The 20,018-nt window shown below is 65.4% G+C and carries 23 protein-coding genes and 1 pseudogene; 9 read left to right on the plus strand and 15 right to left on the minus strand.

Going from position 1 to position 20,018, the window contains the following annotated elements:
- Window positions 1-4: 4 nt before the first annotated feature.
- From VJV41_RS09880 to VJV41_RS09895, 4 genes are read right to left on the minus strand one after another with little or no spacing between them, the layout of a single operon-like run.
- A complete protein-coding gene (locus VJV41_RS09880) occupies window positions 5-799 on the minus strand; it encodes a polyprenol monophosphomannose synthase (RefSeq protein WP_325333142.1) in 795 nt (264 codons plus the stop codon).
- Entirely contained in the window at window positions 796-2,601 is a 1,806-nt protein-coding gene (gene lnt, locus VJV41_RS09885; protein ID WP_325333144.1) for an apolipoprotein N-acyltransferase, read from the minus strand. The genes VJV41_RS09880 and lnt overlap by 4 nt, the downstream gene beginning before the upstream one ends.
- Window positions 2,594-4,192: an amidohydrolase gene (locus VJV41_RS09890; protein ID WP_325333145.1), complete on the minus strand. Its 1,599-nt coding sequence runs from the start codon at window positions 4,190-4,192 to the stop codon at window positions 2,594-2,596. Before VJV41_RS09890 ends, lnt begins: the two co-directional genes overlap by 8 nt.
- The gene (locus tag VJV41_RS09895; protein WP_325333147.1) at window positions 4,193-4,657 is read right to left on the minus strand and encodes an FxsA family protein; all 465 of its coding nucleotides are present in this window, start codon (window positions 4,655-4,657) and stop codon (window positions 4,193-4,195) included.
- A gap of 62 nt (window positions 4,658-4,719) precedes the next feature.
- On the opposite strand from VJV41_RS09895, the gene VJV41_RS09900 reads away from it, so the two are divergent.
- A complete protein-coding gene (locus tag VJV41_RS09900) occupies window positions 4,720-5,667 on the plus strand; it encodes an ankyrin repeat domain-containing protein (RefSeq protein WP_325333149.1) in 948 nt (315 codons plus the stop codon).
- A gap of 10 nt (window positions 5,668-5,677) precedes the next feature.
- On the plus strand, window positions 5,678-6,523 hold the full coding sequence (locus tag VJV41_RS09905; protein ID WP_325333151.1) for an SGNH/GDSL hydrolase family protein: 846 nt from the start codon (window positions 5,678-5,680) through the stop codon (window positions 6,521-6,523).
- Here VJV41_RS09905 and VJV41_RS09910 read toward each other — a convergent pair.
- Both VJV41_RS09910 and VJV41_RS09915 read right to left on the minus strand, forming a co-directional pair.
- The gene (locus VJV41_RS09910; RefSeq protein WP_325333153.1) at window positions 6,446-6,811 is read right to left on the minus strand and encodes a DUF732 domain-containing protein; all 366 of its coding nucleotides are present in this window, start codon (window positions 6,809-6,811) and stop codon (window positions 6,446-6,448) included. The two genes, VJV41_RS09905 and VJV41_RS09910, sit on opposite strands and share 78 nt — an antisense overlap.
- A 46-nt stretch (window positions 6,812-6,857) precedes the next feature.
- Window positions 6,858-7,424 carry a hypothetical protein gene (locus tag VJV41_RS09915; RefSeq protein ID WP_325333155.1) on the minus strand — a complete coding sequence of 189 codons (567 nt, stop codon included), beginning with the start codon at window positions 7,422-7,424 and terminating at the stop codon, window positions 6,858-6,860.
- A gap of 245 nt (window positions 7,425-7,669) precedes the next feature.
- Between VJV41_RS09915 and VJV41_RS09920 the strand changes: the two genes are divergently transcribed.
- Complete coding sequence (locus VJV41_RS09920) at window positions 7,670-7,831, plus strand: hypothetical protein (RefSeq protein WP_325333157.1); 162 nt, start codon at window positions 7,670-7,672, stop codon at window positions 7,829-7,831.
- Between the two features lie 111 nt (window positions 7,832-7,942).
- Here the strand turns inward: VJV41_RS09920 and VJV41_RS09925 are convergent, their stop codons facing one another.
- A complete protein-coding gene (locus VJV41_RS09925) occupies window positions 7,943-8,743 on the minus strand; it encodes a nuclear transport factor 2 family protein (protein ID WP_325333159.1) in 801 nt (266 codons plus the stop codon).
- Window positions 8,744-8,849: 106 nt separating this feature from the next.
- On the opposite strand from VJV41_RS09925, the gene VJV41_RS09930 reads away from it, so the two are divergent.
- A complete protein-coding gene (locus VJV41_RS09930; RefSeq protein WP_325333161.1) occupies window positions 8,850-9,230 on the plus strand; it encodes a hypothetical protein in 381 nt (126 codons plus the stop codon).
- Here the strand turns inward: VJV41_RS09930 and VJV41_RS09935 are convergent, their stop codons facing one another.
- On the minus strand, window positions 9,231-9,680 hold the full coding sequence (locus VJV41_RS09935; RefSeq protein ID WP_325333163.1) for an SRPBCC family protein: 450 nt from the start codon (window positions 9,678-9,680) through the stop codon (window positions 9,231-9,233). It lies immediately after the preceding gene.
- A gap of 1 nt (window position 9,681) precedes the next feature.
- Window positions 9,682-9,834: pseudogene (locus tag VJV41_RS09940) on the minus strand (diacylglycerol acyltransferase/mycolyltransferase Ag85A); the annotation flags it as partial.
- A gap of 157 nt (window positions 9,835-9,991) precedes the next feature.
- Between VJV41_RS09940 and VJV41_RS09945 the strand changes: the two are divergent.
- A complete protein-coding gene (locus VJV41_RS09945; RefSeq protein ID WP_325333165.1) occupies window positions 9,992-11,125 on the plus strand; it encodes an aromatic ring-hydroxylating oxygenase subunit alpha in 1,134 nt (377 codons plus the stop codon).
- Window position 11,126: 1 nt separating this feature from the next.
- On the opposite strand, the gene VJV41_RS09950 is transcribed toward VJV41_RS09945, so the two are convergent.
- Window positions 11,127-12,293: a lipocalin-like domain-containing protein gene (locus VJV41_RS09950; RefSeq protein ID WP_325333245.1), complete on the minus strand. Its 1,167-nt coding sequence runs from the start codon at window positions 12,291-12,293 to the stop codon at window positions 11,127-11,129.
- 75 nt (window positions 12,294-12,368) lie between these two features.
- Here VJV41_RS09950 and VJV41_RS09955 point away from each other — a divergent pair, with 75 nt between their 5' ends.
- Genes VJV41_RS09955 through VJV41_RS09965 form a run of 3 tightly spaced genes read left to right on the plus strand, consistent with a single transcriptional unit; the run spans window position 12,369 to window position 14,406 of the window.
- Complete coding sequence (locus tag VJV41_RS09955) at window positions 12,369-12,821, plus strand: Rieske 2Fe-2S domain-containing protein (protein WP_325333166.1); 453 nt, start codon at window positions 12,369-12,371, stop codon at window positions 12,819-12,821.
- The gene (locus VJV41_RS09960) at window positions 12,818-14,278 is read left to right on the plus strand and encodes an aldehyde dehydrogenase (protein ID WP_325333168.1); all 1,461 of its coding nucleotides are present in this window, start codon (window positions 12,818-12,820) and stop codon (window positions 14,276-14,278) included. The genes VJV41_RS09955 and VJV41_RS09960 overlap by 4 nt, the downstream gene beginning before the upstream one ends.
- Window positions 14,272-14,406: a hypothetical protein gene (locus VJV41_RS09965; RefSeq protein WP_325333170.1), complete on the plus strand. Its 135-nt coding sequence runs from the start codon at window positions 14,272-14,274 to the stop codon at window positions 14,404-14,406. The genes VJV41_RS09960 and VJV41_RS09965 overlap by 7 nt, the downstream gene beginning before the upstream one ends.
- Window positions 14,407-14,571: 165 nt before the next feature.
- Here VJV41_RS09965 and VJV41_RS09970 read toward each other — a convergent pair whose 3' ends face one another.
- Genes VJV41_RS09970 through VJV41_RS09990 form a run of 5 tightly spaced genes read right to left on the minus strand, consistent with a single transcriptional unit; the run spans window position 14,572 to window position 18,639 of the window.
- Window positions 14,572-14,982: a MaoC/PaaZ C-terminal domain-containing protein gene (locus VJV41_RS09970; protein WP_325333171.1), complete on the minus strand. Its 411-nt coding sequence runs from the start codon at window positions 14,980-14,982 to the stop codon at window positions 14,572-14,574.
- Window positions 14,979-15,452 carry a MaoC family dehydratase gene (locus VJV41_RS09975; protein ID WP_325333247.1) on the minus strand — a complete coding sequence of 158 codons (474 nt, stop codon included), beginning with the start codon at window positions 15,450-15,452 and terminating at the stop codon, window positions 14,979-14,981. The genes VJV41_RS09970 and VJV41_RS09975 overlap by 4 nt, the downstream gene beginning before the upstream one ends.
- A gap of 47 nt (window positions 15,453-15,499) precedes the next feature.
- Window positions 15,500-15,913 carry a nuclear transport factor 2 family protein gene (locus VJV41_RS09980; RefSeq protein ID WP_325333172.1) on the minus strand — a complete coding sequence of 138 codons (414 nt, stop codon included), beginning with the start codon at window positions 15,911-15,913 and terminating at the stop codon, window positions 15,500-15,502.
- 12 nt (window positions 15,914-15,925) lie between these two features.
- Window positions 15,926-17,488, minus strand: a complete 1,563-nt coding sequence (locus tag VJV41_RS09985) for an AMP-binding protein (protein ID WP_325333174.1) — start codon at window positions 17,486-17,488, stop codon at window positions 15,926-15,928.
- Complete coding sequence (locus VJV41_RS09990) at window positions 17,488-18,639, minus strand: aromatic ring-hydroxylating oxygenase subunit alpha (protein ID WP_325333176.1); 1,152 nt, start codon at window positions 18,637-18,639, stop codon at window positions 17,488-17,490. The genes VJV41_RS09985 and VJV41_RS09990 overlap by 1 nt, the downstream gene beginning before the upstream one ends.
- 132 nt (window positions 18,640-18,771) lie before the next feature.
- On the opposite strand from VJV41_RS09990, the gene VJV41_RS09995 reads away from it, so the two are divergent.
- Complete coding sequence (locus VJV41_RS09995) at window positions 18,772-20,013, plus strand: cytochrome P450 (RefSeq protein WP_325333249.1); 1,242 nt, start codon at window positions 18,772-18,774, stop codon at window positions 20,011-20,013.
- Window positions 20,014-20,018: the final 5 nt, after the last annotated feature.

Raw genomic sequence — 20,018 nt, forward strand, 5'->3', positions numbered from 1 at the left:
CGCTTTAACGTACGACGCCGCGGGCGCGATCAAGGCGCCCGCGAATACCCCACTCCGCGACCTTGAACAGGGCCTCGCGGATGTTGGAGCCGCTCATCTTCGACTGCCCCAGCTCGCGTTCGGTGAACGTGATCGGCACCTCGGCAACGGCGAATCCGTTGTTGATCGAACGCCAGGTCAGGTCGATCTGGAAGCAGTAGCCCTTCGAATCGACCGCGTCCAAGTCGATCTTTTCGAGCACCTCGCGGCGGTACGCGCGGTACCCGGCGGTGATGTCGTGCACATCGACGCCGAGCAGGATCCGCGAGTAGCCGTTGGCGGTGCGTGACAGCACCAGCCGCCGCTTGGGCCAGTTGCGCACCTCTCCTCCGGGCACATAGCGAGAGCCGATCGCCAGGTCGGCGCCGCCGTCGACGGCGTCCAGCAGGCGGTGCAGCTGTTCGGGCGGATGGCTGCCGTCGGCGTCCATCTCGACGAGCACCGAATATTCGCGGCCCAGGCCCCATGCGAAGCCGGCCAGATACGCGGCGCCCAAGCCGTCCTTTGAGGTGCGGTGCATGACGTGCACCCGGTCCGGGTCGCCAAGGGCCAGCTCGTCGGCAAGGTCCCCGGTGCCGTCGGGGCTACCGTCGTCGACGATGAGGACGTGTACGTCTGGGCGCGCGGCGTGCACGCGTCCGACGATCAACGGCAGGTTCTCGCGCTCGTTGAACGTGGGAATGATGACCAGAGTGCGCTCGCTGGGGCGCTGAGCTCCAGCTTCCCCCGGTCGCTCCGCTCCACCCCTCCGGACGCTCATGTGGCTCCTTTGTCGTCGGCGTCCGGTCCGGACCGCCTGCGTCGGTCGTCGGCCGCGAGCCGACGACGCACGAAACTCCCATTGTGCAGTATTGCGGCGATCACAGCGCCAACACCGACCGCCACGAGGAGGGCCTGGACTATCGGGCCCCAGCGCGTTGCGGGAGTGAGCTGCGTCTTTAGCCGCACCTGGGCGTCGAGGTAGGCCGGTTCGAAGAACGCGGTCCTGGCCAGCTCGCGGCCGTCAGGCGCGATGACGGCGCTGATGCCAGTGGTGCCGGCGACCACGACGTATCGGTCGTGCTCGACCGCGCGCAGCCGGGCGAACGCGAGCTGTTGCTCACTCATGGCCTCGTTGAAGGTGGCGTTGTTGGACGGCACGGCCAGCAGCTGGGCGCCATTGCGCACCGATTCACGGGCGGCGCGGTCAAAGATCACCTCCCAGCAGGTCGTCACCCCGATCGGCACTCCCGCGGCATGTACCACCCCGGTCCCGTTGCCGGGCACGAAGTAGCCGGCGCGGTCGGCGTACGACGACAGGTGAGAAAAGAAGCTGCGCCAGGGCAGGTACTCGCCGAACGGCTGAACGATCTGCTTGTCGTGGCGGTCGGCCGGCCCGGTGCTGGGATTCCAGACGATCACCGAATTCGTCGAGACCGGATTGTCGCGGCTGTAGCCGGGCGCGGCAAGCACGCCGCCGACCAGGATCGGCGCGTTGATCGTCGATGCCGCCGACGAGATCTCCTGGGCGGCGTCGGTGTTGGCGAGAGGGTCGATGTCCGACGAGTTCTCCGGCCAGATCACGATCATCGGCTGCGGTGCGCGGCCGGCATGCACATTCTCGGCGAGCTGGACGGTTTCCCGGACGTGGTTGTCGAGTACTGCCCGGCGCTGGGCGTTGAACTCCAGTCCGAGCCGCGGCACGTTGCCCTGGACCGCGGCCACGGTGATACCCGGGTCGTCGCCAGCTCCGACGCCGGACTGCCGTACGTGCGGCCACGCCAGCGCTGTGGTCAGCAGCACGCCGCTGATACAGAGGCCCGGCACCATCACGGCTGGAGGCGCGGCGCTGTGGCTGTCGTGGCGGCCCCACAGCTGAACGACCTCGAGAATGATTGCGGCCAAACTGAATCCGATCAGCACAACCGCGAAGGACAGCAGCGGAGCACTGCCGAATTGGGCGAGCGCCAGCAGCGGGCCATCGGTTTGACTGAAACCGACTACGCCCCAAGGAAATCCGCCGAACGGCACTGTCGACTTGGCCCATTCTTGAGCCGCCCAGAGACCGGCGAACCACAGCGGCCAGCCGGGCATTCGGCGGACCGCGACGGCCGCCAACCCGAACAGGCCCGGGAACATCGCCTGAAGGACCGCCAGCATGATCCACGGAAACGCGCCGACCAGCCCGCTGATCCATGGCAGCAGCGGCAGATAGAACGCCAGCCCGAACAGGAATCCGTATCCGAATCCGCCTGCAAACGTTGTGGATTCGCGGGTCAGTACCCACGCGAGCATGGCGAACGACACGAACGCCAGGTACCACCAGCCGAACGGCGGGAAACTCGCACACAGCGCCAGCCCGCCGACAATCGCGACGCTCAGCTGGGGCAGCCGGTCCACCACAGCCTGGCCGAACCGTCGCAGGCGCGACGGTGCCTCATTGGTCGCGTCGGAGTCGATGGACTCGCCGTCCTCGTCGGTATCGGCCAGTTCTTCGCCGTCCTCGTCGTCGGCGACGGCGGGAAAGACGTCCGTGTCGTCGATCGCCCGCACCCACTCGCGCCGGCGGCCGGATTTAGCCATGGAGGACGGCACCCCGATGAACCGTTTGCCGGCACGTCGGCAAGCGGTCGTCGAGCCGCGGAAGGGCGGGGACCCGCGAGCGCTGATCCGTCGACCAGCGCTGCACCGCATCGGCAGGAGCGGCGACTTCGAAGTCGTCGGCCGCCCAAATGGCGTACGAAGCCGGGGCGCCGGGAACCAGGGTGCCGGTGATGCCGTCGCGAACTCCGCCGGCGCGCCAGGCGCCGCGCGTCGCGGCCGCGAACGCCGCCCGGGCCGACACGGCGCTGCCGGGGGTGTGATGTCGGGTCGCGGCCCGCACCGTCGCCCAGGGATCCAGCCGCGTGACCGGGCTGTCGGAGCCGAAGGCGAGGGGCACGCCTTGGGATGCTAACAGTGCGAACGGGTTGAGCCGCCGGCTTCGGTCGACGCCGAGACGCTGCGCATACATGCCGTTCTCGCCGCCCCACAACGCGTCGAAGTTGGGCTGCATGCTGGCACACACGCCCCATGACCCGAGCTGGCGTGCCTGCTGCTCGGTGACCATCTCGAGGTGCTCGAGCCGATGCCCGCACCGCGCCACCGCGGGTGCTCCGAACCGGCCGACGATTTCTTCGAGCGCGTCGACGACGGCGGTGACCGCGGCGTCGCCGATGACGTGGAATCCCGCGGCGATGCCGGCTTCCGTGCACGCGTGCAGATGGGCAGAGATTTCGTCGGCGTCCAGGTAGCGGTTTCCAGTCCATTCAGGTGAGCAATCGGGAGCATCGGCGTAAGGGTGGTGCAGCCACGCAGTATGGGAGCCGAGGGCGCCGTCGACGAACAGGTCGCCGGCCAGTCCGCGTGCACCCGTGCGATCGATCAGCTCGACGGCCTGTTCAGCGCTGGTGACCTTCTCACCCCAGTAGCCGACGACCTCGACGCCGTGTTCGGTGTCGCGAAGTTCGCGCCAGTCGTCGATGCCTCCGATGTCGGGGCCAGCGCACTCGTGCACTGCGACGATGCCGAGCGCCGCCGCGGCGTCGAGTGCTGCCAGCCGGGCATGACGGCGCTGCTGAGCGGTCAGTTGGTCTCGGGCCGTCGCGCGCACCAGGTGATGGGCGTCGCTGGTCAGCGGCTGCTGGCGGGCGAACCCCTTTGCGTCTGTGAGCTGGGGCGCGAGCCGGCGCAATGCCGTCGAGGCGGCCGCCGAATGCACGTCGACGCGGGCCAGGTAGGCGGCCCGGTCACCGATCACGCTGTCGAGGTCATCTGTGCTGGGGGCCGCACGCTCAGGCCAACCCGATTCGTCCCAGCCGTGTCCCCAAATCGGGCCGCCGGGATGCGTACGGGCATATTCGCGGATCAGCTCTAGGCAGTGCCTCAGCGAGGTGGCCGCGCGAAGGTCGAGCCCGACGAGTGTCAGACCGGTGGCGGTGACATGGACGTGACTGTCGACGAAGGCGGGGGCGACGAAACCGCCGTCGAGGTCGACGATCTCGGCGTCGGGGAACTGGGCGCGGCCGGCGTCGTCGCTGCCGAGCCACGACACGACGCCGTCGCGAACTGCCATGGCAGTGGCGTCGGGCATCGCCGGGCTGTGCACTCGCCCGTTCAGCAGAAGGGTCGTCACTTACTCGGGTTTGCGCTCCACGGCCGGCGGTTCGACATCGACGACGTCGATGACTTCGCCGTCAATGTACTCACCGTTCCCGGCGGTGTATCGCGGGGCGGCGACGGTAACCAGTGGCATTCGGCGGGCGGCCATCGCGGTCACCAACGGTCGGGCGGCGACGCGGGTCGGCGGCAGCAGCAACAGTGCACCGAGCACCGAGCTGGCCAAGCCGGGGATGACGACGAGGACCGTGCCCAGTGCGACCAGCACGCTGTCGGTGGCCGCGCCCTGCACGGTGTGCACGGTCAGGCCGGACTGCAAGCGGCGAATATGGCTTTTGACCTGCGATCCGGCAAGTGCGAGCCCGAGGGTGAACGTCGCGAGCAGCAGCAAGACGGTCCAGCCGAATCCGATCGTCGACGCGAGCGCGACGATCACCCCCAGCTCGATGACCGTGTAGATCAAGAACAACCGCATCGCCATGTTCTGCCAACGCTTCGCGGGTCGCCGGGGTTCCTCGGGACCCGGTCGGCAATGCTGAAGTCGTGATCGAACTGGCGCGATACCAGGAGGGCCAGGCCGGCGTCGTCGTATCTCGCGACGGCGATGAGCTCGTGTTCTGGTCGGATTACGACGACTACGGCAAGTCGATCGTGTCCGAATCGCGCATCCCCGTCGCCGACTTCGTCGCCAAGGGTGAGGGGCCGTGGCCGTGGTTCGACTTGCGGGACAAACGCGAGGGCGCGCTGATGGTGCTCGATGCCCTCGGTGTCGAGCATCCGACGTGGACGAGGCCGTTGCCGCACGACGTGCTTGACCTGTTCCAGCGCGCCCATGCCGGAAGCACGACAGTCATCGAGCTGCTGGCGATGGGAGCCGAACCGGATCCGCTCGATCCCTGTGACGCATCGCCGCTTTGGTATGGCGTTCGTTCCGCCACCGCGGGCATCGTGGTCGCCCTGATCGACGCCGGCGCCGACGCGGGGCGGCGCATAGATCTGTCGGCGCGGGGCGAGAAGTTCACGACGATCCTGCATGAGATCGTCCGGCTCGGCCGCACGGTGGCGCTCAGTCACGCACTGGCCAGAGGTGTCCCCCCGGGGCTGCTCGACTCGGAGGGCGCGACTCCCCTGCACGTCATCGATTCGAACTACGACAACGTCAACCCGCAGATGGTCCGTGCGCTCGTGCATTCCGGCGCCGCGGTCGACGCCGCCTCGCCCAGCGGCACTCAGCCGATCGAGCAGGCCGCCCAACGGATCCTGCCCGCAACGGTTTCGGCGATGATCGAGCTTGGTGCCGATCCGGAGCGCGGCCTCGACGCGCTGATGTCGTGGTGGCCTATCGGCGTGCGCCTCTGGGGATACCGGGCCCATGACGTCTGCGACATGATCGACATCCTGCGCGCGGGCGGCGCTAAGCCGACCGAACGCCATCGTGAACTGGCGGCGAGCGCCGGAGCGTCACAGGTAGAAGAAGCCCTTCGCCGCTAGAGTCGCGCATGTGGTGGGCTTCTCGCGGTATGTCGCGATCGGTGACAGCCAGACCGAGGGACTCTGGGACGTTGACGACTCGGGTGCCCTCATGGGATTCGCGGACCGGCTGGCGGCAGCCATCGACGCGCTTCACCCAGGATTGGCGTACGCAAATCTGGCCGTGCGCGGCAAGCGAATCCGCGAGGCGCTCGACGAACAGCTGCCTCAGGCGCTGGCGATGGATCCCGACCTGGTCACGGTGTGCATCGGGATGAACGATGTGACGCGGCCGGGGCCGTATTTCGATCGAGCACTTGCCGATCTCGAGGACCTGCACGCGCGGTTGGCTCAAACCGGTGCGACGGTCGCGACGACCACCTTTCCCGACCTGGCCCGGATCCTGCCCATTGGCCGGGTGCTCGCCTCACGCGCGGTGAGGATCAACGCCACCATCAGGGCGGCCGCCGACCGACACGGCTTCGCGCTCGTCGACCTCTACAACGCGCCGTCGATGGCCGAGCCGGATACGTGGAGCGCCGATCGCGTACACGGATCGACGAAAGGCCACATCCTGTTCGCGGCTGCGGCCGCCGAGGCGCTGGGATTGCCTGGGAGCAACCATGATTGGGCTCACGCCGATGGCCAGGCCACGCAGCCGTCCATCAGATCACGCGCGTACTCGCAGGTGCTGTGGACCCAGAACATGCTCATGCCGTGGATCTGGCGGCATGCGCGGGGTCGATCCAGTGGCGACGGACGGGTTGCGCGTCGTCCGCGGCTCGAAGGCCTGCCGGCTCTAGAAACCGAGGATCGACAGCGGAATCGGCGAGTTGCCGTTCGCGATCGACGACACCGCCGCGGGACAGAACATTGATATCGCAATGCGGGTGAACATGGTCGCGGGCCCCAGCGACATTCCACCGGCCTCGGCGACCTTGCCCGCCACATCGGCGACGGTCTGGCCGGGGTTCGCCAGCATCGGGCAGACCTGCTGACCCAGCGCGGCGGCATTGGCCGGGTCGACGACACCGACGCCGGCATCTGACAGCGCGCCCACGAACGCATCTTCGGTCGAGTCGGCCTGCGCCGGCGCGGCCAGCACCGCGGATCCGGCGATCAGCCCAGCGGAGGCGACCAGGGCGATGGCATGTTTGCGGTGCACCGCTGAATCGTAGGGCCCCGGCGTCCGGGCCAGCTAAACGTGCACCTCAGACGCCGGTCCACGCGGCGTCAAGACGATCGGCGACATCGATGATCTTCGCCTTCTGCGACGCCGGGCTGTCGATCTCGCCCGAGACGTGTGCGGCGATGAACCGCTTGATCTCGGCGTCGATCCCGCCGATGATCCGCACGACCTCACCCCGCAGCGACTTGGAGGTCACGTGAATCGCGATGTCGGATGGCCGCGGCTTCTCGACGTCGAGAATGAGCAGCAACGGCTCGGCGGCGCGGGCGGTCGCGCGCAGCGCGATCTCGCCGAACACCATGAACTTCGGCTTGTCGATCCGCAGGTCGACGACCATGTCGATCTCCAAGGGAATCCGGATCGCGAAGGTGATCGTCTCGCCGAGCTGCCGTGTCACCCGCGGGTCTTGAATCCGGACTTTTGCGGTGACTTTCGCGATCTTCCCGGGCCCTTGACCCATCGGCCCCATTTCGAAGGCCTCTCCGGCGATCTCGGCGATTGCGCCGCCCACACGCTGCTCGGTCACGGCGATCTCGAAGAATCTGCGGCCGAATTCTTCGTAGGTCATGTAGTAGTCGTCGGCGTCCATCGTGCTGTTACCGTCTCACGTCCGCCCGCCCAACAGGCGCAACGGGGCCGAACCCGCCGGACGCCCGACTGGCCACTCCCTTTGCCCGCGCGCGATCCAGCTACGTTTTTGTCCTCGTCGATGTCATATTCGTCGTCGTCATCGTTGCGCGGAGTCGTGGCGACGGACGGCTGCTCGCGTGCTCAAACTGGCGATCGACGGCGGCTGGGTGTACTGGCACGAAGCGCAGGGCCAGCAGACCGAGGATGATCACCGACAACGCCGGTGCGCCCGAAACAGGGATGCCCACGGCGGGACCGACGGTCGATCCGCTCATCGCCGAGGCCAGGGCGAAGACGGCGACCACCCACGTGATGAGGCCGGTGACCAGTACGATCACCACGGCCACACTGATGCTGCGGGCCTAGCGCGGCGGTGATCAGCACGCCCGCGACCGCGATCTTGCGTGAGTCAGTCCTTTGCATGTCCGTCGGGTTGCCCGACTCGGATTCCGCGAAACGTGACGGGCCGCGCAATGATCAATCGCGATCGGAGAAGTAGCGAATCCTATTGATGGCAAACGGGTTTGCCGTGGCATCAGCTAGGAGGACGTCGCGGTCTCCCCCACGATCGACACCGACCACCAGATGAGGACCCGCGCTGATCAGCTTGTGCCAGCGCGCCCCGGCGAGACGTTGCAGCAGGTCTGTTGCGCTCATCGCAACATCGTCGCCTGCGGTGATGCGTGCACCCTTGGCGAGTCGTCGCCATAGCGCGACTTCGTTTCCTGCACGCGCGTCGGCCAAAAAATCGGTGAAGCGCTGTTTCCCAGTGGTTCCGATACCACGGAAGCCGGCGAGAAACCCCAGCGCGCCGGTGAAGCCCTGATTGGTAAGCAACCCCTTCGAGAGTTGCACACCGGCGGGAACGGCTCGTATACCGCCGCGCAGAAACTGGCCGATCATCGCAGGCAGCTCCCAAAAGGCATACAGCCGAGCGATTTTCAGTTCGCCGCCGTTGTCTTCAATGTCGTAGCGGAGGTAGATGGGAATCCGCAGCGTCGACGCTGGAGCCATGCGCACCTCGAGTTCGAGATCGCGGATCACCGTGGCCCCGACCACGATGTCGACGTCTCGATGAAAGGTGATGTCGCGTGGACCGATGAAGGTGTCGTAGAAACGCTTGATCGCCGGGGTCCCTTGATGCGGCTCGGATCCGACGGGGTCCTCCACCCGGGCATTCGGGGTGAACAGGCCGACCCAGCCGTCCCGGTCGTGTGCCCCAGTGGCCTGCGCGGACCGCTCGGCGGCCGCCAGGATGTCCGCGCGTGTAAACGCCATATGGGTTGCCTACCACCGTTGGTTCGGTGCAGTCGACTACTTCGCCGCGCGAGGGCACACTGTGATTACCGCAATGCAGCGGTGCAGGGCGTGAGGAGGAATCGCCATGAGCAGCAACGGCCCGTTCGGGATTGATCCCGAGGAGTTCGACCGCATCGTCCGTGAGGCGGGCGAGGGTCTGCGCGACGCGCTCGACGGAATCGGCCGATTCGTCACCACGTCCGGTGAACGGGCGGGCTGGGCGAGGATGTTCGACGAGTTCACCCGATCCTCGCGCGGCAAGAGCGAACCGGAGACGACGGGCGAGACCGGTGACGGTGTATGGGCCATCTACACCGTGGACGACGACGGTGGCGCCCACATCGAGCAGGTCTACCCGAACGAACTGGATGCGCTTCGCGCGAACAAGAACAACACCGACGCGACGCGCAAGGTGCGGTTCCTGCCGTACGGCATCGCGGTCAGCGTGCTCGACGCATCCGAGTAACTATTCGAACCACCGCCGGATACCGGCGAGCATCTCGGTGTGCGCCTTGACCGCCTCGCGCGTGGTCATCATCGCCAGAGGCCGAGGCGCTTCGATCCGCATGCGCTCGGTGAGTCGTGTGCCGTCGGCGATCTTGTCGAAGGTCACCGTGGTGCGCAGTCGGACTCGCGGAAATTGGCGAGCCTCGGCGAGCACGTCACCGTCGGCCGGAACGCACAGTTGCGCGACATAGCTGATTGGTAAGGCAAAGCGCCCCAGGGGGATTCGATCGCGGACGCGATAGGTCTGCACGTACCCGTCCGCAGTCTGATGGCGGCCCGTCTCGTTCACTGCAACCACCAGTGGATGTACCCGCTTGATGTTGTTCAGGTCGACATAGAAGTCGCGAACTTCATTGGGCGGTGCGGGGATCTCCTCGGTCAGCGTCCGCTCGACGCGTGTAAGGCGCAACTCAGGCCTGTGGCCGTGGCGTAGCGCCCAGCACGCGCGGGATGTCGGGCTTCATCTGCTGCAGCTGTTGGCCCGAGTAACCCCAGGCATGGATGCCGGCCGGGAAGTTGAACACAGCGGTGTTCGCGCCCGCGGCGATGTAGGCGTCGGCGAACGCGTGGTACGTGCCGATCGCCATCGCTGCCCCTCCATCAGTCGTTGCACCTAGGCCCCGACCCCCGCTTTGGCGGACGATACGTGAACGGCAGCCAGCACCAGGGGTTTTTCCGCACCCCGTGACAATCATTACTAAAACAACAAGAATGGCGTCCATGGATCGCGACCAGCTCATCGACCTCACGCGCCGCGCCGTGAAACTGGCGCGGGACAAGACAACCGACCTCACCCCGTCCGAGTACATGGTCGCGGCCGACACCTACACGTCGGCCGAGCGCCTCGCGCAGGACACGGCGATGCTGTTGGCCAGTCCGCAGTTGGTTGGGTACGCCTCCGAACTCCCCCGGCCCGGCACGTATTGCACCAAGACCGTGATGGGCCGCTCGGTGTTGTTGACCCGTGTGTCGGACGGAAGCGTCCGGGCCTTCGACAACATCTGCCTGCATCGCCAGTCGCAGATCGCCGAGGGATGTGGCGGTGCGCGGCGGCTGGCCTGTCCGTACCACTCGTGGACCTACGACCTCGACGGCCGCCTGGTCGGAGTGCCGGGCAAGGAAGGGTTTCCCGAAACACATTCTGGCTCAGCGCGTCTGATGGGTCTGCCGGCTGCGGAATGCGCAGGCTTTTTGTGGATATCCCTAGCCCGTGACGGCACGCTCGACATTCCCGCATTCCTGGGGCCGCTGGCTGACGAGCTAGAGTCCTGGGGCATCGGGCGATGGTCGCCGTTGGGTGAGAAGGTGTTGGACTGCCCGATCAACTGGAAGCTGGCGATCGACACGTTCGCCGAGAACTATCACTTCGCGACCGTTCACAAGTCCACGTTCGCGACCATCGCGCGCAGCAATTGCACGGTGTTTGATTCCTTCGGCCCGCACCATCGGCTTGTGTTCCCGCTCAACGGGATTCTCGACCTAGAGAACGTCCCAGAAGAACAGTGGGATCCGCTGCAGAACATGGTGGTCATCTACGCGCTGTTCCCGAACATCGTGTTGTCAGCGACCATCGCCAACGGCGAGCTATTCCGTGTCTATCCTGCCGACGTACCGGGACGCTCGATCACCGTGCACCAGAACTCGACTCCGCTGGATGTCTCCGACGAATCGATGGCCGCGGGCGCGGCGGCGGTCTTCGACTATGCGCATGCGACGGTGCGCGACGAGGACTACGCGTTAGTGCAGCGGCTACAGGCCAACCTCGAGGCCGGCGTGCGTGAGCATCTGGTGTTCGGCCGCAACGAGCCAGGCCTGCAGCACCGCCACGAAACATGGGCGCAGGCGATCGAGTAACTCAGGGTTGCGGGAGCTTGTCGGCGATCTCGGCCAATTCCCAATCCCTGTACAGCGCGAGGGTACGTTCATAGAACGCGAAGCCGCTCACCGGTTTTCCGCGTTGTGTGCCGCGGTAGCGGTACGGACCCTCCATATACTCGAGCGGCAGGCCGTGCGCTGGGGCGGGCACTAACGGCTCCCCGGTGAGTTCCAAGTCAAGCTTGCGGGATGTCAGACGATGGCGATCGGGCATGAACCGCGTCGCTGCCGGCGGCGGGACCAATGTGCTGATCGACTCGGGCCAGCGCACATAGCTGTCGACGCTGACCACTACATCATCGGTGTACTCGGGATCGGCCTCGGGCGCACTGGTCGTCGCCCCCGAAAATGGTTGGAGTGCATTGCGATCCGTGCGATCGAATTGCCGCCAGATGCTCAGGTCGACGCCGTTGTCGAGGTTGATCGTGCGCCATTCGTGCGCACGGGACCGGATATCGCCGTCGGGGCCGCCACTGTTTGCAATCAGCGGGAACCATTGCCTGTCGACATGACCGGTCGTGCCCGTGACCGTGTCCTGCACGTGTCCCCACGACAGCGTGCCGGTCATGGTCATGCGGGTCTGGAAGTAGGAGTACGTGTCGTTCTGGCCGAAGCATACGATCTTCCCGTTGTAACTGTCGCCGCCCAGTGGGACCGGGGCTCGGGTCGGGGTGACACGCAGGTCCAGACGCATGGTGACGCCGGCGTGATCGGTGCCGACGAACGCGACATCGTAGGTGTAGGGCAGCAACTCATTCTGCTCGCCACGGCACGTCCGCCAAATGGCCGTGCCCGCGCCACTCTCGTACGTCATGTCGAGGTGGCCCTCGGTGACGGCCAACTTCGGGCCAGCGCCGGAACGCAGGTTCATCCCCGGCATGTCGTAGTCCGTGTACGTGCCATAGGTGCCGTTGTCGAGGTCGAACAGCGCGAGCGTATAGAAGTCGGCGACGATCGACTGCCCCGGCCGGTTCTTGTTGAAGATCGTGAGGAACGCGAACTTCCGGCCGGTTGAACCCGTCAGCTCTCCGGCCAGAAACCAGGTGTCCGATTCGCATTCCGGGTGGTTCGCCTCGGCGGCCGGGAAGCTGAGCTGCGGGTCGCCGGGTACCAACTGGAACGGATATCGACGCCAGTCGTCACCCACAGTGGCCACTCCCAAAGGCTTTTTTGCTATGTTAGCAGTAATAGCAACTTTAGCGCGGGGACGGGCGGTGACGCCGTGGTAGAGGACGCCGACGAGCGGTTCCCGTTCGCCCCCTACCCCAAGGGCTGGTTCCAGGTCGCGTACAGCCGCGACGTCGAGGCCGGTCAGGTGATTGGCCTGCACTACTTCGGCAGACGGTTGATCGGCTACCGCGGCGGTTCCGGGACGCCGTACGTGCTCGACGCCTACTGCCCGCACCTGGGTGCCGACATCACCGTCGGCGGCACGGTCACCGAGGACTGCATCGTCGCGCGTTACACATTCTTCGTCCAGACCAACCCGGACAGCGGGGAGATGTCGCGGATGGGGCTTGGCTTCGCACGTGACTTCTGCAAGCAGATCGAACAGGACATCCCGATCTGGGAGAACAAGATCTATCGAGAGCGTCCGCAGTTGGCGCGTGGCGAGAGTGCGATCAGCGAATTCCGCGCCTGGGCGTGGCAGTCCTGCTTGGAGGCATTGGCATGAGATCGCTTACGTACGACCAGCTTTACATCGGCGGCCGCTGGCAGGCTCCGTCGAGCGGGCGGCGGATTTCGGTCATCTCGCCGCACACAGAAACGTCCATCGGCGAGACACCGGAAGCGACACCGGAGGATGTCGACAAGGCGGTCAAAGCCGCCAGGCTGGCCTTCGACGAAGGGCCGTGGCCACGGCTGAGTGTGCCGGAGCGGATCGAGAAGATCGAAAAGCTCGCCGCGGTCTACGCCAGCCAGACCGATGAGATGGCTGACCTCATCACGGCCGAAATGGGTTCCCCGAAGAGCTTCAGCAGGCTGGGCCAGGCGACCGGCGCGGTGGCGCAGATGCATTTGACCATGGCGACGGCGCGCGAATTCCCGTGGGCCGAAAGGCGACCAGGTCTGTTCGGCGAGGTTCACATCCGCCGTGCGCCCGTCGGAGTCGTCGGGGCGATCGTGCCGTGGAACGTGCCGCAGTTCCTGATCATGCCGAAGCTGATCCCTGCGTTGATCGCGGGCTGCGCCGTCGTGGTCAAGCCGGCGCCCGAAACCCCTTTGGATGCCTTGTGGCTGGCCGAGATGCTGGAAGAAGTCGACTTGCCCGAAGGTGTGGTCTCGATCATCCCGGGCGGACGAGAGACCGGTGAGGCGCTCGTCCGTCACCCTGGAGTGGACAAGATTTCGTTCACGGGTTCGTCAGCGACCGGGCGACACATCGCCGCGCTGTGCGGTGAGCAACTCAAGCGGGTCAGCTTGGAACTCGGCGGCAAATCGGCGGCCATCATCCTCGACGACGCCGACATCGACTACACGGTCAAGCATCTGAAGATGGCCAGCCTGATGAACAACGGGCAGGCGTGCGTGGCGCAGACCCGGATTCTGGTCAGCGAAGGACGCCACGACGAAGTGGTCGACGCACTCGTCGACATGATGTCGGGCCTGCAGATCGGTGACCCGGCCGACGACGCGACCGACATCGGACCGCTTGTCGCGCAACGCCAGCAGCACCGCGTACAGGGCTACATCCAGGCCGGTGTCGCCGAGGGTGCGCAGATGGTCCTCGGCGGAACCGATAAGCCGTACGACCGGGGGTGGTATGTCCAGCCGACGCTGTTCACGAATGCGACGAACCAGATGAAGATCGCCCGTGAGGAGATCTTCGGACCGGTGCTGACCGTGCTCAAGTACTCCGACGAACGCGACGCCGTTCGCATCGCCAACGACAGCCAGTACGGGCTGGCGGGCTCCGTATGGACGGCAGATGTCGCGCACGGCTTGGAGATCGCCTCTGAAATCCGTGCAGGCACCTACGGCATCAACATGTACACACTCGATACCAGTTGCCCGTTCGGCGGATTCAAGCAGTCGGGCATCGGACGCGAGTTCGGGATGGAGGGGCTCTCGGAATACGTCGAGCTGCAATCGACCGTCAGTGCGGGCAAGCTGCCGGAGCACACGTGCTAGCGGGGCAGGCGGGCGGCCAGATTGTCGGCCGGATGACCGTCGAGCGCCGAGCGAAGGACGTATACCTAGATCTCCTTAGCGAGAAGTTCGACACCATCGAGAGGCTGACGAAAGTCCTCAACGGCTAGGGACCAGTGTCGTGAGTCGTCGATTCCGCGCCGTTTCTTCGCATTTGCGGTGAGACCGCAGTTGTCGTGGAAAAGTGCGAGTAGCGGCCACGATGACTACAGTCTCGACAGTTCTGCATGCCCCGCGTTCGTCGGAATCTGCCACAGAACTCGTGACTCACGACACTAGGACATCTCCACCGTTACCTCAGCGGGGCAACACAAGTCACCGCGCTGGTTGTGCAGCGAGATTTCGAGATCTACCAGACAGCGTCCTGCTTCGCGTCGCTTGTCGACCACCCGGCCGCGCCCGACCATCGAGTCGCCTGCATAGATCGACCCGACCAGCGTCACCTTACGGCGCACCACCCTGCTGTACGGCCCGGCCCAGTCGGTGGCAATGCGGTCGATGAACCCTGCCAGATGCATGGTGTTCACAAAAATCGTCGGATGGCTATATGTTTTGGCGTATTCGGGATCATAGTGCCACGGGATGTAATCCCACGTCGTAGCTGAATTCATCACGACCCGTTGATAGCTGATCTCGTCGACCACCTCGGGGAGGTCGGTCGGCACGGCGATCTCGTCCCAGGTCATGATTCGCGCGCCGGGGTATAGCGGAACAACGTGTTGCGAATCGTGGCTACGGGTGTGCCGTCATCGCGGTAGTAGGTCTCCAGCGTCTCAACGAAATGCCCTGCGCCCAGCCGCGTCGTCTTCAACGGCGACACCGATGTCAGCTCCTCCACGACGCTGAGCCGATCCCCCTCCAGGATCGGCACCGGGAATTCGGCATCGTTGGAGGCATTGATGATCGCGATGCCGGGCAGCGGGACGCGAATCGCGATCGACGCCGTGGGCCTCTCGCCAATGGGTTCCCACGGCGGTGGCATCAGTAGGCCGGTCAGCAGCGCAGGCGGCGCGACGAGCCCGCCCCACACCCGTTGGGCGAATTCCGGATCCCAGTACGCCGGATTGGGATCGCGCACCATCGCGGCGAAGTGCTGGATGCGGGCCCCGCTCACCGCCGTCCCCGCGAACCTGGGCTTTGCGCGCATGCCGACCATGCGCAAGGCGTCTTCGTAAGCGCCGTAGGCGAATTCGTAGCCGATACTCACAACGGCAGCGCACTCTCACGCGGGACGAGATCCCATTCGAGTTCACGCGACGTGAAGTACCAGCCACCACGCTCGTAGATGAGTCGGTCCCGGTATGTGCCGGTCGCCTGCAACGCGTTGTTGCGGAACAGCAGCGCGACGCACCCCTGTGTCGCGTCGACGCCGTCGACGCTGATCTCGTGGTCGACCGTTGTCAACCGCTGGCCGTTGCCGCCGTCGAAGGCGGCGCGCAAATCGGTGTACGTCTCCCCCGCCCGCGTGAAGCTCGCCCCGGCGTGGCGGAAGGTGGCGATCCAGCCGGCGAGATCACCCGACGAATAGAACCTGTTGAATCGTGCGTCCAGATCGAGAATGGCTGCGCGGCCGGCCAATCCGGCCAGCATGTATTGCTGTTGGTAAGTCATGCTCATCTGCGATCTCCTCTAGCGGCTCACCACGTAGCCGTGTGCTTCACGGTCCCAGGCGCCCGCACCCAGTCCTCTGGTGCGCAGTACGTCCTTGCGCACGCGGCCGATCACGTTCTTCGGAATTTCGTCGAGCACCTCGAGATACCGAGGCACGCAAAAGTACGGCATTCGATCCGAACAGAAATCCAGAAGCTCGACGTAATCCACGGCGGCACCTGGCCGCAACGTGACAACCACGAGGATGTCATCCTCGCCGAGCTCGCTGGGGATGCCGACCGCGGCGGCCTCCAGCACGGCTGGATGGCGCATCACGGTCGCTTCAACCTCGACCGACGACACATTCTCGCCGCGTCTGCGCAGCGAGTCTTTGACCCGGTCCACACAGGTCAGGTTCTGATCGTCGTCCACGAAGCCGAGGTCGCCGGTGCGGAACCACTCCGGGTGCGGATCCACGCGTAACCCCGGCCCGCCGGACGCGGACGACACATACCCCTCGCTCATCGCATGTGTGATCCGCGCCCGGCAGGCGATCTCGCCAATCTCCCCCACCTGCAACGGGTTTCCCTGATCATCCAGGATGCTCACGTCGAGGGCCGGGTTCACGCCTCCCGATGTGCCCGGCACGCCGTCATCGGACACCGCCGTGTATGCGATCGGGAATGCCTCGGTCATCCCGTACATCGTCACCACGCGGCAACGGTAACGCCGCTCGATGCCTCGGTAGATATCCGCCGCGATCGGCGCCGCGGACAAAAACCGCAACGGCACGTCGGTGTCACGCGGATCGACCGGCAGATTCCACAACATCGACACCATCGCGCCCGCGCCTGCGAAACCCGTAGCACCGCAGGCCCGTATCTCGTCCCACACCTGCGTCGGATGAAACCCCGACGCGAGCACACTGGTGCCCCCGGTCAGCAATGGCACCAGGACGGTCGGGGCCGCGCTGAGATGAAACAGCGGCATCGCAGTCCACAGCACATCGGCCGCACCGAACTCCCACGCCGACGCGACGGTCTGTGCGGCATTGAACAGATAGGGCCATGTCGTCGCGACAGCCTTCGACGGTCCGGTGGTTCCCGAGGTGAAGAACAACGCGCCGACGTCGTCTGGTCCGCTCGGTGGCCCCTGAGGCGGCGCACTGGATGCTTTGCGTAGCCGATCTGTGAGTGAATCGCCTTGAATCAGAGTTGATCTCAGCGTCATGACGCTGTCGGTTACTTCGTCCAGCCGAGGATGTCGCTCGCGGTCGGTAATCACGACCTTGGCCTGCGACAGCCGCAGCGCATGCGACAGGAAGTCGCCCTTGCTGGCGGCGTTCACCGCCGCCGTGACCGCGCCGATCCGTGCGGCACCAAGCCAGAAGTACACCCACTCTGGACACGTGCCCGTGAACAGCGCGACGGTCTCGCCACGCCCGACCCCGAGTCCGGCGAGCACGTTGGCGGCGGCGCAGGACCTGTCGCGCATCTGTGCAAATGTCACAGGACTGCCTGCGATAGACATCATCACGCGGTCGCCGAACTCTTCGGCGCGGCGATCGAGCGCAGCCGCAACGGTCAGACCGCCGTCGGGCATCACACCCTCGCTGCTTGATCTGGACCCGGGTCGCTTCGCTCCTGCCCACCGGCCGGGTCGGGTGCACCGTCGGCCGTGTATCCGAAATCGTCTGGTGACGGCTCGGTTCCTGGATAGAAGCGGTGCGCCCAGCGGCGCAGCGCGGCATAGTCGCGCGCCTCCTCGGGGGCGAGATTGGGCTTCTCGAGGTACTTCATGTTCTCCCAGGTGAAGAAATCCTGTTTGATCACTTCTTGCTGCAGCTGCAGGAACTTGGCCGCGCGGCCGGTTGGCTTGTCCCCCGTGTCACCGGGCTCGCGGATCGACGCCTGCGTGTAGAAGTAGTCGGTGTAGTCCTCGTCGACCGGCGTCTGACCGGTCACCTGAACGGTTGCGACCAGGTCGGACGGGAACCGTACGACGCCGAGACCCAGTGAGTAGTTGTCGTAGACGATCTTCGCGTCGACCTCACCGTTGGGCGTCAGCCACGTCTTCTCCCGTCCCCCACCGAAATTCGCATTGACGGTTGCATGAAGGTGGTAGCCAGTGACGTCGAATGCGGCCGTGTTCGCCGGGTTGGCCGCCTTGTGCACGTACTGCACGTGGTACGGGTCGGCGGCGTTCTCGATGATCATCTGCGCGTGCACCTTGACCCGGTTCACCATCCGGGTGTGCGGGTGCAGCGGGTAGTACTCACCGGTTTCGAGTTCGGCCAGCACAGGCGGTTGCCAATAGGGTGCGCGGCCGTGGCGTTCGTGCCACGCCAGGATGAAGCCGTACCACTCCACGCTGGGGTAGGTGCGGATACGGACATTCTGCTTGCACCCGATCTTGCTGTACGGGATCAGGGCGTTGGTGCCGTCACCGTTCCAGTGCCAGCCGTGCCACGGGCAGACGATGTGTTCACCCTCGACGGTGCCGCCGACCCCGATGTTGGCGCCAAGGTGCTGGCAGTAGGCATCCAGGACGTGGATCTGCCCGGATGCGGTCCGGAAGATGACCAGTTCTTCACCGAAATAGTGGGCGCGCTTGACCTGGCCCGCAGTCAACTCCGAGGCGAAGCCGACGATGAACCAGCCCGTCGGGAACCGGTATGTCGAGAGGCCGATGCCGCTCGGCCCGAACTCGCGCTCCGACGGATCGAGGGTCGAATCAGAAACCGAGTCCGTCATACGTTCTCCATCCGCGCAGAACTGGGCGGTTCGCCGAACCTGCCTGTTGCCTATTTTTACTATTTTAGGCATTCTAGGTCAAGGTCAGCGAAGTGAGGACCGGCGGCGGACGTGAGGAGCACCGAAGACAAGATGGGGCCCACCGCCACACCGGTCGATCTATCCGATTTCGCCTTGTGGCGGAACGGTTTTCCCGACGACCTCTTCGTCCAGCTGCGTCGCGACCGGCCGATTTTTCATCATGAGCTCACCGACGGAGTAGCCAAAGCCGTCCAGCGCGACTTCTGGATGACGACCAAGCATCGCCACGCCCAGCGGATTCACCGCGACACGGATTCGTTCACCGCCGTCGACGGCCCGCTCATCCAGCCGATCGACGTGATGACGTCATTCCCGACCATCATCCACATGGATCCGCCTGATCTGATCAAACGGCGCAGGATCATGTCCCACGCGTTCACACCACGCGCGATCGGCAAGCTCGAGGAGGGTATCCGTGCGCGTGCCGCCTCGATGATCGACGGGCTACTCGCTGCGGGCGGCGGTGATTGGATCGGCGACGTCGCCGACGTGCTCCCGATGTCGGTGATCGGCGACATCATCGGCATCCCTGATGGGGATCGGCCGGACGTCTTCGACACGCTGGACCGCATCCTGTCGGCCAACGAGCCGGACTCGCAGTTGACCGAGCATGACCAGCTCGAGCTCTTCGGCAAGGTCTTCTCGTACGCGCTCGAGCTCACCGCGGAGAAGCGGCGAAGCCCGGTCGACGACATCTGGAGCATGCTGACGTCCGCGGTGATCACCGAGGAGAACGGCGAGCAACTATCTCTGCCCGCCAACGAACTCGAGATCTTCTTCTTCGTGCTCGCATTCGCGGGAAGTGATACGACGAAGAACGCTCTGGCGGCCGGCTTACAGGCGTTCGTCGCCAATCCCCGGGAGATCGAGCGCTATCGCGCCAACGAGGCGATCCGGCCGACGGCGGTCGAAGAGGTGCTGCGCTGGTCCACGCCCGTCGCGTTCTGGACTCGCACCACCAAGGTCGACGTCGAGATGGACGGTGTCATCATCCCCAAGGGCGATCGGGTGGTGTCGATGTTGCGCTCGGCCAACCGCGACGAAGAGATTTTCGAGGACCCGTTCACATTCGACATCGGCCGGGCCGACAACCCGCACGTCGCATTCGGTGGAGGCGGGCCTCATCATTGCCTGGGCGCGATGCTGGCGCGCGCCGAGATCCGCGCGGTGCTCGACGAATTACTTTGTCGCGCCGACGACATCAGCCTGGGCGCGCCTAAGGTGACTTACCCGAACCTGACGAACAACATGTCGATCTTCGACGAGATGGCGATCTCGCTGACCCCGCGCTGAAACCC

This window comes from Mycobacterium sp. (assembly GCF_035274705.1).
Taxonomy (GTDB): Bacteria; Actinomycetota; Actinomycetes; order Mycobacteriales; family Mycobacteriaceae; genus Mycobacterium.

Excerpts from the sequence above, each read along its gene's own strand:
- VJV41_RS09880 (WP_325333142.1), bottom strand. The coding sequence starts at position 799 with ATGAGCGTCCGGAGGGGTGGAGCGGAGCGACCGGGGGAAGCTGGAGCT.
- lnt (WP_325333144.1), bottom strand. The coding sequence starts at position 2,601 with ATGGCTAAATCCGGCCGCCGGCGCGAGTGGGTGCGGGCGATCGACGAC.
- VJV41_RS09895 (WP_325333147.1), bottom strand. The coding sequence starts at position 4,657 with ATGGCGATGCGGTTGTTCTTGATCTACACGGTCATCGAGCTGGGGGTG.
- VJV41_RS09915 (WP_325333155.1), bottom strand. The coding sequence starts at position 7,424 with ATGGACGCCGACGACTACTACATGACCTACGAAGAATTCGGCCGCAGA.
- VJV41_RS09920 (WP_325333157.1), top strand. The coding sequence starts at position 7,670 with ATGATCACCGACAACGCCGGTGCGCCCGAAACAGGGATGCCCACGGCG.
- VJV41_RS09925 (WP_325333159.1), bottom strand. The coding sequence starts at position 8,743 with ATGGCGTTTACACGCGCGGACATCCTGGCGGCCGCCGAGCGGTCCGCG.
- VJV41_RS09930 (WP_325333161.1), top strand. The coding sequence starts at position 8,850 with ATGAGCAGCAACGGCCCGTTCGGGATTGATCCCGAGGAGTTCGACCGC.
- VJV41_RS09945 (WP_325333165.1), top strand. The coding sequence starts at position 9,992 with ATGGATCGCGACCAGCTCATCGACCTCACGCGCCGCGCCGTGAAACTG.
- VJV41_RS09960 (WP_325333168.1), top strand. The coding sequence starts at position 12,818 with ATGAGATCGCTTACGTACGACCAGCTTTACATCGGCGGCCGCTGGCAG.
- VJV41_RS09970 (WP_325333171.1), bottom strand. The coding sequence starts at position 14,982 with ATGACCTGGGACGAGATCGCCGTGCCGACCGACCTCCCCGAGGTGGTC.
- VJV41_RS09975 (WP_325333247.1), bottom strand. The coding sequence starts at position 15,452 with ATGGTCGGCATGCGCGCAAAGCCCAGGTTCGCGGGGACGGCGGTGAGC.
- VJV41_RS09980 (WP_325333172.1), bottom strand. The coding sequence starts at position 15,913 with ATGAGCATGACTTACCAACAGCAATACATGCTGGCCGGATTGGCCGGC.
- VJV41_RS09985 (WP_325333174.1), bottom strand. The coding sequence starts at position 17,488 with ATGCCCGACGGCGGTCTGACCGTTGCGGCTGCGCTCGATCGCCGCGCC.
- VJV41_RS09990 (WP_325333176.1), bottom strand. The coding sequence starts at position 18,639 with ATGACGGACTCGGTTTCTGATTCGACCCTCGATCCGTCGGAGCGCGAG.
- VJV41_RS09995 (WP_325333249.1), top strand. The coding sequence starts at position 18,772 with ATGGGGCCCACCGCCACACCGGTCGATCTATCCGATTTCGCCTTGTGG.